10 protein-coding genes are annotated in these 12628 nt (G+C 66.2%); 3 read left to right on the top strand and 7 right to left on the bottom strand.

Annotated elements, in window-relative coordinates:
* Positions 1-8 precede the first annotated feature (8 nt).
* Complete coding sequence (locus AC6LKD_RS24750; RefSeq protein ID WP_498117747.1) at positions 9-1115, bottom strand: C45 family autoproteolytic acyltransferase/hydrolase; 1107 nt, start codon at positions 1113-1115, stop codon at positions 9-11.
* 158 nt (positions 1116-1273) lie between these two features.
* Here AC6LKD_RS24750 and AC6LKD_RS24755 point away from each other — a divergent pair, with 158 nt between their 5' ends.
* Positions 1274-2155 carry a GntR family transcriptional regulator gene (locus tag AC6LKD_RS24755; RefSeq protein WP_492274799.1) on the top strand — a complete coding sequence of 294 codons (882 nt, stop codon included), beginning with the start codon at positions 1274-1276 and terminating at the stop codon, positions 2153-2155.
* A 158-nt stretch (positions 2156-2313) separates the two neighbouring features.
* Positions 2314-3648, top strand: a complete 1335-nt coding sequence (gene aptA / locus AC6LKD_RS24760) for an omega-aminotransferase AptA (RefSeq protein ID WP_498117748.1) — start codon at positions 2314-2316, stop codon at positions 3646-3648.
* Positions 3649-3661: 13 nt separating this feature from the next.
* Here aptA and ltaE read toward each other — a convergent pair whose 3' ends face one another.
* The 6 genes from ltaE to AC6LKD_RS24790 all read right to left on the bottom strand — a co-directional run bounded on the left by ltaE (position 3662) and on the right by AC6LKD_RS24790 (position 11585).
* Positions 3662-4672 (bottom strand): low-specificity L-threonine aldolase, encoded by a 1011-nt coding sequence (gene ltaE, locus AC6LKD_RS24765; RefSeq protein WP_498117750.1) that lies wholly within the window; start codon positions 4670-4672, stop codon positions 3662-3664.
* A gap of 37 nt (positions 4673-4709) precedes the next feature.
* Positions 4710-5597 (bottom strand): DMT family transporter, encoded by an 888-nt coding sequence (locus tag AC6LKD_RS24770; protein ID WP_498117752.1) that lies wholly within the window; start codon positions 5595-5597, stop codon positions 4710-4712.
* A gap of 153 nt (positions 5598-5750) precedes the next feature.
* Positions 5751-7730 carry an acetate--CoA ligase gene (acs, locus tag AC6LKD_RS24775; RefSeq protein WP_013392259.1) on the bottom strand — a complete coding sequence of 660 codons (1980 nt, stop codon included), beginning with the start codon at positions 7728-7730 and terminating at the stop codon, positions 5751-5753.
* A 224-nt stretch (positions 7731-7954) separates the two neighbouring features.
* Positions 7955-9295 (bottom strand): MFS transporter, encoded by a 1341-nt coding sequence (locus AC6LKD_RS24780; protein WP_498117753.1) that lies wholly within the window; start codon positions 9293-9295, stop codon positions 7955-7957.
* Entirely contained in the window at positions 9292-9699 is a 408-nt protein-coding gene (locus AC6LKD_RS24785) for a GlcG/HbpS family heme-binding protein (protein ID WP_013392257.1), read from the bottom strand. Before AC6LKD_RS24785 ends, AC6LKD_RS24780 begins: the two co-directional genes overlap by 4 nt.
* Positions 9696-11585, bottom strand: a complete 1890-nt coding sequence (locus AC6LKD_RS24790; RefSeq protein WP_498117754.1) for a propionate--CoA ligase — start codon at positions 11583-11585, stop codon at positions 9696-9698. The genes AC6LKD_RS24785 and AC6LKD_RS24790 overlap by 4 nt, the downstream gene beginning before the upstream one ends.
* A gap of 287 nt (positions 11586-11872) precedes the next feature.
* Between AC6LKD_RS24790 and AC6LKD_RS24795 the strand changes: the two genes are divergently transcribed.
* Entirely contained in the window at positions 11873-12532 is a 660-nt protein-coding gene (locus tag AC6LKD_RS24795) for a C40 family peptidase (RefSeq protein ID WP_013392255.1), read from the top strand.
* Positions 12533-12628 lie beyond the last annotated feature (96 nt).

The following is a 12628-nucleotide window of genomic DNA, read 5'->3' on the forward strand; positions in this document are numbered from 1 at the left end:
GGGCCGGCTCAGAAGAGCCGGTACTCAGCGAAGTTGCGTCCTTCGTAGGGCTTGCGGGCGATCCACATCACGCCGCTGGCCGGTTCCATCAAGGTGGTGGCCACCGTGGCCGAGATGCTGTCGAAGCTGGCCGGCTTGGGCGAGCGCAGCACGCCGTCCGGTGCGGCGAAGTCGTCGGCCAGGATGCGTTTGACCGTGTCCCAGTCAATACCGCCAGCCGCGCGCGCCAGCATGTCCTGCACGCGGCGTTGGCGGTAGATCGAATCCGGATTGGCGGCCAGGCCTTTGTCGAACAGCTTGGCGCGCGCGGGCGGGCTGATCCAATGGTTGGCGTGGACCAGCAGGCCATCCTCGGGCGTGATCCAGAAGATCTCGTCGGGCGAACATTCCAGGTCGACCGCTTCGCCCTGCGCCTGCGCCAGCATCAGGTTGTTGGAGCAGAAGCGCCGCGACGCCCACAGCACCTTCATGGCGTTGCAAATGTTGGTGGCTTCCAGCATCTTGCGCCGCACCAGCACCAGCGGCACTTCGGCGGGACGCTGGTAATCGTGCTCGCAGGACAGGAAGTTGCCGGACAGGGACACGCCCGCGCTATTGAAGCCGTGGCGCGCCAGGCTGCCCGCCTCGGTGAACATCAAGAGATCGGGGCCGTCCTCGCGCCGCATGCGCAGCACGATGCCGGTGTCCACGCATTCCTCGCGCCAATCCCAGTTGTGGGCATGCATGAGCTTGCCGCCCGCGGCGGCCTCGGGCAGCACGATCAGGCCGGTGCAGCCATCGTCCAGGCCCTTGCGGGCGCGGCCCAGCTCGGCATGGCCGAACATCATTTCGGTGCGGCAGTTGATGACCACCACGTCCTCCAGCGCCTGGCCCGATCCGTCGGCGATGCCGCGCAGCTCCTCCAGGTAGGCCGCGTCATAGTCGCCCACCACTGGCACCATGGCGGCGGCCAGCTCCTTCAGGCGATCCGCGGCGACGCCGCGCCGCTCCAGCTGCCCGCGGTAGAGGGCCACGCTGCGCGCCACGCGTTCGGGGACGGCGGCGCCGTGCTGGCGGCCCCGCTCATAGGGGCTGCCCTGCACGTCGACCAGGGGGAAAGGGGTAGGCAAAGTCACGGCTCAAGACTCCGGAGCGAGATTCATAGACGGGCAAATTTTGTACTAATATATCAAAAAGTTCAATATAAGGGTTTCCACCGAGCCATGCCTGAGGCGTTCACGCCCGAGGCTCTCCGGTACCATTCCGACTCCGCCGCCTTTCGCGCCCAGCCCTCATGTCCAACGCCGCCCCTGCCCGCCCCACTCCGCTGCAAGTCGACCTGGCGCGCCATATCGCGGAAGACATCGTGGCCCGGCGCTTCGCGCCCGGCGACCACCTGTCGGAGGAAGCGCTGGCGGCGAACTACGAGGTGTCGCGCACGCCGGTGCGCGGCGCGCTCAAGCTGCTGGCCGCGCAGGGCCTCATCACGCATCGCCCCAACAGCGGCTACACGGTGGCGGCCCATGCCGCCGCCGCGCCGCCCGCCATCGCGGGCGCCGGCCCCACGCAAGACGAGCTGTATCGCCGTTTGATCGATGACCGCGCCTCGCGCGCGCTGCCGGAAACCTTTACCGAGCGCGATCTTCAGCAGCGCTATCCGGCGCCGCGCAGCGTGCTGACCAAGACCCTGCTGCAGTTGTCGGCGGACGGCCTGATCGAAAAGCGCAAGGGACACGGCTGGCAGTTTTCGCCGTCGTTGGAGAACCGCGACGCGCTCAACGAGAGCTACCGGTTCCGCATGACCATCGAATGCGCGGGCCTGCTGGAACCCACGTTCCGCCTGGACCGCGAAGCGCTGGCGCGCATGCGCGCCGCGCATGAAGCGCTGGCCGTGCGCAGCGACGCCGACATCTCAGCCACTGAATTCTTCAATCTCAACGCCTCGTTCCACGAGATGCTGGCCCGCTTCTCGGGCAACCGCTACATCCTGCAGGCGGTGCAGCAGCAGAACCAGTTGCGCCGGCTGGAAGAGCATGCCGCGTTCTACCGCGACGCGCGCTTCATCAATTCCAGCAGCGAACACCTGCAGATCATCGACGCGCTCGAAGCCGGCGACCAGGAATGGGCTTCCCAGCTCATGCGGCGCCACTTGAAGACCTCGCTGCAGGTGTCCTAAGCCCCCTCTCCGCTTTCATTCATCCGCCAGCACGCCCTGGCGGATCTCGGGTACGCATGGCATCCGCGTTGTGGATTGCGTTCGGGCCTTCTTGTATTGTATTTATCAATCTATTAATACAAAATAGGAACCCCAAATCCATCCACGCCGGAACCCCCATGCCATCGTCAGCGCCTCATCCCACACCCGCCATCAACGCCGAAGCCTATTGGATGCCCTTCACCGCGAATCGGCGCTACAAGCGCGCGCCGGTGCTGTTCAGCGCAGCCGAGGGCATGCACTACATCCGGCCGGACGGACGCCGCGTGCTCGACGGTATTGCGGGCCTGTGGTGCGTGAACGCCGGCCACCGCCGCCCGGAAATCGTCGATGCCATCGCCCGCACCGCCCATGATCTGGACTACGCGCCCTCGTTCCAGATGAGCCATCCCCTGGCCTTCGAATTGGCCGAGGCCTTGCGCCAGGAGGCGCCCGCCGGGTTCTCCAATGTGTTTTTCTCGAACTCCGGCTCCGAAGCGGTAGATACCGCGCTGAAGATCGCGCTGGGCTATCACCGGGCGCGCGGACAGGGGCAGCGGGTGCGCCTGATCGGACGCGAGCGCTCGTACCACGGCGTGGGCTTCGGCGGCCTGTCGGTATCGGGCATCGCCGGCCACCGCAAGCCCTTCGGCAATCTGCTGCCCTACGTGGACCACCTGCCGCATACCTATGACCGCAGCCAGATGGCGTATACGCGCGGCCAACCCGATTGGGGCGCCCACCTGGCCGATACGCTGGAGCGCATCGTCGCGCTGCATGACGCGTCCACCATCGCCGCCGTCATCGTGGAGCCGGTGGCGGGCTCGACCGGCGTGCTGGTGCCGCCCAAAGGCTACCTGCAGAAGCTGCGGCAGATCTGTGACGCGCACGGCATCCTGCTGATCTTCGACGAAGTGATCTGCGCCTTCGGCCGTATCGACGGCGCCTTCGCCTCATCGCACTTCGGCGTCACGCCCGACATCATCACCAGCGCCAAGGGGCTGACCAACGGCGCCATCCCCATGGGCGCGACGCTGGTGCAGCAGCATGTCTACGATGCCTTCATGCAAGGACCGGACAGCGCCATCGAACTGTCCCACGGCTATACCTATTCCGGCCATCCGGTGGCCTGCGCCGCCGGCCTGGCGACCCTGGACATCTGCCGCCGCGAGGGTCTGTTTCAGCGCAGCCGCGAACTCTGGCGCTATTGGGAGGACGCCGCGCACAGCCTGAAAGGACTGCCGCACGTGGTGGACATCCGCAACATCGGCCTGCTGGCCGCCATCGAGTTGGAGCCCTTGGACGGCAAGCCTGGCCAGCGGGCCTATGCCGTGCACCAAGCCTGCCTGGAGCGCGGCTGCCTGATCCGTTCGGCGGGCGACACCATGCTGTTGTCGCCCCCGCTCATCATTGAGCGCGCGCAGATCGACGAGTTGTTCTCGGTGTTGTCGGACGTGCTGCGCGCGGACGCCTGAGCGCCGGCCCTGCCTATGCCAGGTGCCGCGCCACCGCCTGGACCACCTGCCGCACATCCGCGGCGGACACGTCCAGGTGCGTGACCAGGCGCGTCGGGCCGCCGTAGACGGCCCGCATCTGGATGCCGTCGGCGGCCAGTTTGGCCGTGAGTTCCTCGCAACGCGCAGGCTCGAATTCAGCGAACACCATGTTGGTGTCCTGGCTCAATACCTTGACGCCCGGAATGCCGCGCAGCCCCTCCGCCAGCAGGCGGGCGTTCTCGTGGTCATCGGCCAGGCGCTCCACGTTGTGCTCCAGCGCATACAGGCAGGCCGCGGCCAGCACGCCGGCCTGGCGCAGGCCGCCGCCCAGCATCTTGCGCCAGCGGCGGGCGCGGGCGATCAGCTCGGCGCTGCCCACCAGCACCGAACCCACCGGCGCGCCCAGGCCTTTCGAAAAGCAGAGGGACACCGAATCGAAGGGCTGGCACAGGTCCGCCACCGGCTTGCCGCTGGCCACCGCGGCATTGAACACGCGGGCGCCGTCCAGATGGGTGGCCAGTCCGTGCTGGCGCGCCCAGTCGGTCGCAGCCTGCACGTAGTCGGCGGGGATCAGCTTGCCGTGGAAGGTGTTTTCCAGCGCCAGCAGGCGGGTGCGGGCGAAGTGCGTATCGCCCTCGGGCTTGAGCGCCGCGGCCAGCTTTTCCAGCGGCAGGGAGCCGTCCTCCGCGTGCTCGATCGGCTGCGGCTGGATGCTGCCCAGCACGGCCGCGCCGCCCCCTTCATACTTGTAGGTGTGCGCGAGCTGGCCCACCAGATACTCGTCGCCGCGCTCGCAGTGGGCCATCAGCGCCCCCAGATTGCTTTGCGTGCCGGACGGAAAGAACAGGCCCGCCGCCTTGCCGGTGCGTTCGGCAACCGCCTCCTGCAGACGGATCACGGTCGGGTCGTCGCCCATCACGTCATCGCCCAGGGGCGCGGATACCATGGCTTGCAGCATGGCCGCGGATGGCCGGGTGACGGTGTCGCTACGCAGATCGATCATGGAAAATCCTGGTATGGAAAAGGAATTCTGAAAAAGATTAGTCGGCGCGCACGGCCGGCGCCGCGCGGCTCACCACCCAGATGCCGGCCAGAATCAGCGCCATGCCACCCAGCTCGGCAAGACTGGGTTGTTCGGACAACAGCGCCCAGGCGAACAACATAGCCACGACGGGCACGCCCAGGCTGGACAGTCCCGCGATCGAAGCCGGCACCAGGCGCACCACCAGCAGCCACAACAGCCAGCCCGCGGCCGTCGCGATCAGCACGATGTAGGCCATGCCGGTCCAAAGCTGCCAGCCCCATATCGCGGGCATCTGCGGCACCAGAAAGGCGACAGGCGTCATGACCAGTCCGCCCAGCAGCATCTGCCAGGCCGTGAAAGTCATCACATCCGGCGCGTGCCGCTCGAACATGCGCTTGGACAACACCGTTCCCACGCCCCAGCACAAACCGCTGCCCAGCCCCAACAACACGGGGCGGATATCGCCCAGGCCGTTCCAGGGTTCGACGAAACAGACCAGCCCGATGGCGGCCATGGCGATGCCCAGACCATGCCGCGCCGTGGGGCGTTCGCCCAGGAACCACCACGCGAACAGGATCACCCAGAACGGCATCGTGTAGGCCATGAGCGAGACCTTGCCCACGCCGCCCGATACCAGCGCCGTCTGTACAAAGCCCTGGAATCCGGCCGTTTGCGTCAGGCCGATCAGCAAGGTCAGCTTCCAGGGCGGCATCGCCAGCGGACGCCGCATCGCGATGGCCAGCGCGAACAGCACCACGCCGCCCGATACATAGCGCAGCGCCACGAAGTCGAACGGGCCGATATACGGGACGATCAGTTTCATCGCGATCCAGCTGCCCGCCCAGACCAGGATGGTGCTGAACATCAGGGCTAGCCCTGCACGATCGAAACTGCTGCGGCTCACTGGCACGACTCCGTGGGAATGAATTCTGGACGCGGAAAAGCAAATACGCCCGTACCGGCGGTTCCGATACGGGCGTATGACATTATGCGCCTGCCTTACCCGCCAGGGCGGTCACAGGCAGGCCATTCCCGTCCATCATGCGGACGGGAACGATCACAAGGACTTGGCCAGCTGTTCCAGGATGGCCGGGTTCTCCAGCGTGGACACGTCCTGCGTGATTTCCTCGCCCTTGGCGACCACGCGCAACAGGCGGCGCATGATCTTGCCGGAACGCGTCTTGGGCAGGTTGTCGCCAAAGCGGATGTCCTTGGGCTTGGCGATGGGGCCGATTTCCTTGGCCACCCAGTCGCGCAGCACCTTGGCGATGGCTTGCGCCTCGTCGCCTTCGGGACGCGAACGCTTGAGCACCACGAAGGCCACCACGGCTTCGCCGGTGGTGTCGTCGGGACGGCCCACCACGGCGGCTTCCGCCACCAGTTCGTGCGCCACCAGGGCCGACTCGACCTCCATCGTGCCCAGGCGGTGGCCCGACACGTTCAGCACGTCGTCGATACGGCCCATGATCCAGAAGTAGCCGTCAGCATCGCGCTGCGCGCCGTCGCCAGCCAGGTAGTAGCCGCGCAATTCGGGCGGGAAGTAGCTCTTCTTGAAACGCTCCGGGTCGCCCCAGATGTTGCGGATCATGGCGGGCCAGGGGCGCTTGATGACCAGGAAGCCGCCATTGCCCTGCTCCACATCGCCACCCGTCTCATCGACGATGGCGGCGGCGATGCCCGGCAGCGGCAAGGTGCAGGAACCCGGCTTGGTGGGCGTGGCGCCCGGCAGCGGCGTGATCATGTGGCCGCCGGTCTCGGTCTGCCACCAGGTGTCCACGATGGGGCAGCGCTCGCGACCGATGTTCTTGTGGTACCACATCCAGGCTTCGGGATTGATGGGTTCGCCCACCGTGCCGATGATGCGCAGGCTGTCCAGGTCGTAGTTCTGCGGATGCGCTTCGGGCGCGGCCTCGGCGGCCTTGATCAGCGAGCGGATCGCGGTGGGCGCCGTGTAGAAGGTGGTGACCTTGTGGCGCGCGATCATGTCCCAGAAGCGGCCTGCGTTGGGATAGGTCGGCACGCCTTCGAACACGACCTGCGTCAGGCCGGCCGCCAGCGGGCCGTAGGTGATGTAGGTGTGGCCGGTGACCCAGCCCACGTCGGCCGTGCACCAGTAGACGTCGTCCTTGCGGGCGTCGAAGGTCCACTTCACCGTCAGCAGCGCCCACAGCAGGTAGCCCGCCGAGGAATGCTGCACGCCCTTGGGCTTGCCGGTGGAGCCGGAGGTGTAGAGGATGAAGAGCGGGTGCTCGGCGTTGACCGGCACGGGCTCGCAGGTGTCGGGCTGGCCGGCCTCGACGTCGTGCATCCAGAGGTCGCGGCCTTCGTTCCATTGCACCTTGCCGCCGGTGCGGCGGTAGACGATGACCTTGGTCACGGCCTCGCAGCCGCCCATGGTGAAGGCTTCTTCCACGGCGGGCTTGAGCGGGATGGTCTTGCCGCCGCGCACCTGTTCGTCGGCGGTGATGACCAGCGACGCGCCCACGTCCATGATGCGCTCCTGCAGGCTCTTGGCCGAGAAGCCGCCGAACACCACCGAGTGCGTCACGCCCAGGCGCGCGCAGGCCTGCATGGCCACCACGGCTTCGATCGACATGGGCATGTAGATGATGGCGCGGTCGCCCTTCTTGTAGCCCAGCGCCGCCAGGCCGTTGGCGAAGCGGCAGACGCGCGCCAGCAGTTCGCGGTAGCTGACCTTGTCGACCTTGCCGTCGTCGGTTTCAAAGATGATGGCGGTCTTGTCGGCGTTGCCGTTGGTCAGGTGCACGTCCAGACAGTTGGCCGACACGTTCAGTTCGCCGTCGCCGAACCAGCGGTAGAACGGCGCGTCCGATTCGTCCAGCACCTGCGTGAACGGCTTGGTCCATTGCAGATTGTCGCGCGCCTGCCCGGCCCAGAATCCGTCGAAATCGTTCTCGACCTGCGCGCACAGCGCGTTGTAGGCCTCCATGCTGGGGATCGCGGCGCCTTGCGCGGCGCGCTCGGGCGGCGGGAACACCCGGGTTTCCACCAGTACGGACTCAATAGCGTTCGACATGATCTTTGTCTCCAATCGGTAATTCTGTTGTTTGTGCCGCTTGTTCATTACCCAACCGCAACCGTATCGCCACGCTCTTACGGGCACCTTACGCAAAATGCGGGCCGGAGCCCGCGAGGCAAGGCCGGCGCCGGGCAATCAAGGCGTGCCGCCGCCAATCGTAGCGACGTCACCGGACAGTCCATAAGGATAGCAGCCGCTGCGGCCTGCGCGTACCGCGCGCCTCAAGCCGCGCGCCGCGCCAGCCCGCGCTTCACGTCCACGCGCGACAAAAGGATGAGGCCGCCCACGAAGAACAGGCCGGTCACCAGGATCGCGAGGCGGTGATTGCCATGCGTGGCCCAGGTCACCAGGCCGTAGGTGAGCGGACCGATCACGGCGGCCAACTGCACCGCGAAGGTCCACAGCGAGTAGAACTCGGCCAGCCGGCCGGCGGGAGCGAGCGCGCCGGTCATGGCGCGGCCCGCGCTCTGCGTGGTGCCCATGCACAGCCCCGCCAGCGTGGCGGCCACCCAGAACACGGGCGCCGTCACCGCGGCGTAGGCCACCAGCACCATCACGATCCAGCCGCACAGCGTCACGGCCAGCGCCGGCTTGTGGCCGATGCGGTCCTGCACGTAGCCGAAAGAGAACGCGCCGGCCGCCGCGCCGATGTTCACGGTGAACACCAGCAGCATGATCTGCGGCGTGGTGAAGCCCATGACCTCCGAGGCATAGACCGCAGCCAGCGTGATCACCACCGAGATCCCCGCCTGATAGCAGGCGATGCACATCAGCAGGCGGCGGAATTCCGGAAAGTGCTGGCCGGTTTCGCGCCAGGCATAGGCCAGGCGCTTGAGCATGTGCAGGGCTTCCTGCTTGCCGGCCTGCGGCTTGGCGCGTTCGCGCAGCAGAAAGAACGACGGCAGTGCCGCCAGCGCGAACACCGTGCAGGTGACGACGATGACCCAAGGCACGAAATGCTCGGCGGTTTCGCCGCGCGCCTCGGCCAAGGTCACCACGACCAGCGACAGGCCCAGCGTGAGCATGCCGCCGCAATAGCCGAAGCTCCAGCCCCAGCCCGAGACGCGTCCCAGCGCCGAGGGCCGGGCGAGTTCCGGCAGGAAGGCCGCGACCACCGATTCGCCGACGCAGTAGCAGTAGTTGGAAATGACGATGGCGGCCAGCGCCAGCCAGACGTCGCCAGGCCCGGCCTGCGTCAGCACCAGCGTGGCGGCCACGCAGCCCACCGTGCTCGTGAAAAGCAGGCGGCGCTTGCTGGCGCGCGCATCGGCGCGGGCGCCCAGGGTGGGCATGGTCAGCATGATGAGCAGATAGGACAGCGACAGCGTCGCGGTCCAGGCCAGCGTGGCCCAGGGCGCGCGCCCGCCGACCACACCGACGAAATATGTGCTGAACACCGCCGTGAGGATCACGGTGGTGTAGCCGGAATTGGCGAAGTCGTACATGGCCCAGGCCCAGACCTCGCGTTTGGCCACGCCGGGATTCAGGGGGCCGTCGCCCCCTGCTCCAGCGTTCTGCGCGGAAGCGCCGACCGGCGCTTCCGACGGCTCGCCGTGGCTCATAGGCCCAGTGCGGCGATGCCAGCTTGCGCGATCAGCGCGTCTTCGGTCGATTTCACGCCCGACACACCGACCGCACCCACCACATGGCCATTGGCCACGATCGGCACGCCGCCTTCCAACATGCCCTCGAGGTGCGGCGCCGACAGGAACGAATAGCGCCCGTTGTTGATGATTTCTTCGTAGATGCGCGATTCGCGGCAGCCCATGGCTGCCGTCTTGGCCTTGGCCGGCGCAATGTGGGAGGAAATCGGCGCAACGCCGTCCAGGCGCAACATGCCCATCAGGTGCCCGCCGTCGTCAACGACGGCGATGGCGACCGCCCACTTGTTCTGCAGGGCGTGTGCTTCGGCCGCAGCCAAAATCTTCTTGACGTCTTCGGCGCTCAGCACGGGCTTGGTATTCATTGCAGCGACTCCTTTATTTGTTCCAGGGCGGATGGATCTTCTATGGTGGTCAGGTCGCCGGGATCGCGTCCTTCGCATACCGCGACGATCGCGCGGCGCAGGACCTTGCCGGAACGGGTCTTGGGCAGCGCGCCCACGAACCGGATCCTGGCGGGCCTCGCCACAGCTCCCAGCTGATCTTCCACCAGCCGCATGATATCGCCTTCCAGGCGCTTTGCCCCTTCCTCGGTTTCGGCGCCGGCGGGATTCTTGAGCACCGCGAACGCCATCGCCACCTGCCCCTTGAGCGAGTCCGCCACGCCCACCACCGCGCATTCGGCGATCGCGTTGTGGCTGTTGACGGATTCCTCGATCTCGCGCGTGCCCAGCCGATGGCCCGCCACGTTGATCACATCGTCGGTGCGGCCCAGGATGAACCAATAGCCATCGGCATCCACCAGCCCCCAGTCAAAGGTGGAATACACCTGGCGGCCGGGAATGGAGGTGAAATAGGTCTGCACGAAACGCTCGTCGTCGCCCCAGATGGTGGACATGGCGCCCGGCGGCAGCGGCGGCACGATGGCCACCACGCCCTTCTGGTCGGGGCCCAGGTCTTCGCCGGTGGACTCGCTGACGATGCGCGCATCGAAGCCGTACACCGGGAACGACGGGCTGCCGAAACGGGTCGGCACTTTTTCCACGCCCGGCTGGGCCGACAGGATGGGCCAGCCCGATTCCGTCTGCCAGTAATTGTCGATGATGGGCTTGCCTAGGCCGCCAGAGATCCATTGCGCCGTGGGTTCGTCCAGCGGCTCGCCCGCCAGGTAGACCGCGCGCAGCGAGGACAGGTCGTGGCGCTTGAGCAGCTCCGGGTCCTGGCGCTTGAGCACCCGCACCGCGGTCGGCGCCGAAAACAGGGTGTTGACGCCGAACTGCTCCACCAGCTTCCACAGGATGGCGCCGTCGGGGCGCACCGGCGTGCCTTCATACAGCACCGTCGCCTGTCCGCCGATCAGCGGGCCGTAGATGATGTAGGAGTGGCCCACCACCCAGCCGATGTCGCTGGTGCAGAAGAAGGTTTCGCCGGCGCGGCCGTCAAACAGGTATTCCATGGAGGAGGCCAGCGCCACGGCATAGCCGCCGGTATCGCGCTGCACGCCCTTGGGCTTGCCCGTGGTGCCGGAGGTATAGAGGATGTAGCTGGGCTCGGACGACTCCAGCCACTCCACCGGCACCCGCGCGCCCAGATGGCGCTGGCGCAGGGTCGCGTAGTCCAGGTCGCGCCCCGCCACGGGTTCGAACGGCGCCAGGCCGCGGTCGAACACCACCACCGAGGCCGGTGGCGTCTTGGCCAGCGCCAAGGCGCGGTCCAGCAGAGGTTTATAGGGCACGACCTTGCCGCCGCGCGAACCGCCGTCGGTGCAAACCACCACCTTGGGGGCCGCATCGTCGATGCGCTGGGCCAGGTTGACCGAGGCGAAGCCGCCGAACACCACCGAGTGCACTGCGCCGATCCGCGCGCACGCCAACATGGTGAACACGGCTTCCGGCACCATGGGCATGTAAAGCAGCACCCGGTCGCCACGCCCCACCCCAAGTTCCTTGAGCATGGCGGCCGCGGCGTTGACCTCTTCGTACATTTCCTGGCGGGTGTAGACGCGCTCGCGCTCCACCTCGGTGGACACCCAGATCAGGGCCGGCGCGTCGGCCTGGGTCGGCAGCCAGCGGTCGACGGCGTTGTAGCAGAGATTGGTGCGCCCGCCCGTGAACCATTTGGCGAAGGGCGGCCGGGAAAAGTCCAGCACGGACTCGAAAGGCGTCTCCCAGTGGATGCGGCTGGCCTCTTCCCGCCAGAACACGTCGCGGTCATGGATCGAGCGGTAATGGAAATCCCGGGTTTTTTGCATTTATGTCTCCTGTTATCTTTCTTACGCCTTAAGGCTGATTGATTTCTTCTCGCATCATTCGGTCATTCTGGTAGGCAAACCTTGCACGAGGCTTGCCGCAAGTCAAAATGTTCTGCCAAATGTCCACGCTGCATGGACATTAACGCCGGTTTCGTAACGAACTGGTCTTAAAAGTTTGGTAGAATCCCCGCGAAGTTGTAGAACAATGTTGATTTTGCTGACATCTCGGCCACATTCACGGCGAATTCCGTGTTTTTTGCCGTTATCTGCAAGTCACCCCCAGGCGCATGCATCGACACTCCAACCACGCGAGACTGAATCCTTCCTCCGGCCAGGCAACTCGCGGTCTGCGTTTGCTGGCGTTGGTTGCATGCGTGGTGGGTCTGGCAGGTTGTGCCGCTACAAATCAAAAGTCAACCGCCCATACGTCCGAGATCGATCCCTACGAAACGGAATGGGTAGCCACCACCGATGATCCCATCGGCGTGCTGGTAAGCCAGAAATTCAAGCGTGAACGCCAGAAGACCCATTCGGGCGTCAACAGCGACAACGCCTTGGTCAGCGAAGCCCTGAACCACCTGGGCATCCGCTACCGCTTCGGCGGCAATTCCCCCGATACCGGATTCGATTGCAGCGGCCTGGTCACCTACACGGCCGAACGTTCGCTGGGCCTGAAGCTGCCCCGCAACGCCGCCGAAATGGCGCAACAAGGCGTCTCGGTCGCCAAGAACGAACTCAAGGCCGGCGACCTGGTCTTCTTCAACACGCTGGGCCGCCGCTATTCGCACGTGGGCATCTACCTGGGCGATGACCGCTTCGTGCACTCGCCCAGCGCCGGCGGCGTGGTCCGCGTCGAAAACATGACCATGGCCTATTGGTCCAAGCGCTACAACGGCGCGCGCCGCCTGGACAACAGCCTGATGGCGTCCGCCCGCGCAGCCAACTGACACCTTTCCAGGATAGCCGCCAGGCTCTCCTCGCCACAAGCAAAACGCCGCCGGACTTTCCAGTCCGGCGGCGTTTTTCATCTCTCTTCGCGGCCC

This window comes from Achromobacter sp. D7-1 (genome assembly GCF_059760445.1).

Coding starts and splice junctions, on each gene's coding strand:
- AC6LKD_RS24755 (WP_492274799.1), top strand. CDS start 1,274: ATGTCCAACGCCGCCCCTGCCCGCCCCACTCCGCTGCAAGTCGACCTG.
- aptA (WP_498117748.1), top strand. CDS start 2,314: ATGCCATCGTCAGCGCCTCATCCCACACCCGCCATCAACGCCGAAGCC.
- ltaE (WP_498117750.1), bottom strand. CDS start 4,672: ATGATCGATCTGCGTAGCGACACCGTCACCCGGCCATCCGCGGCCATG.
- acs (WP_013392259.1), bottom strand. CDS start 7,730: ATGTCGAACGCTATTGAGTCCGTACTGGTGGAAACCCGGGTGTTCCCG.
- AC6LKD_RS24780 (WP_498117753.1), bottom strand. CDS start 9,295: ATGAGCCACGGCGAGCCGTCGGAAGCGCCGGTCGGCGCTTCCGCGCAG.
- AC6LKD_RS24785 (WP_013392257.1), bottom strand. CDS start 9,699: ATGAATACCAAGCCCGTGCTGAGCGCCGAAGACGTCAAGAAGATTTTG.
- AC6LKD_RS24790 (WP_498117754.1), bottom strand. CDS start 11,585: ATGCAAAAAACCCGGGATTTCCATTACCGCTCGATCCATGACCGCGAC.
- AC6LKD_RS24795 (WP_013392255.1), top strand. CDS start 11,873: ATGCATCGACACTCCAACCACGCGAGACTGAATCCTTCCTCCGGCCAG.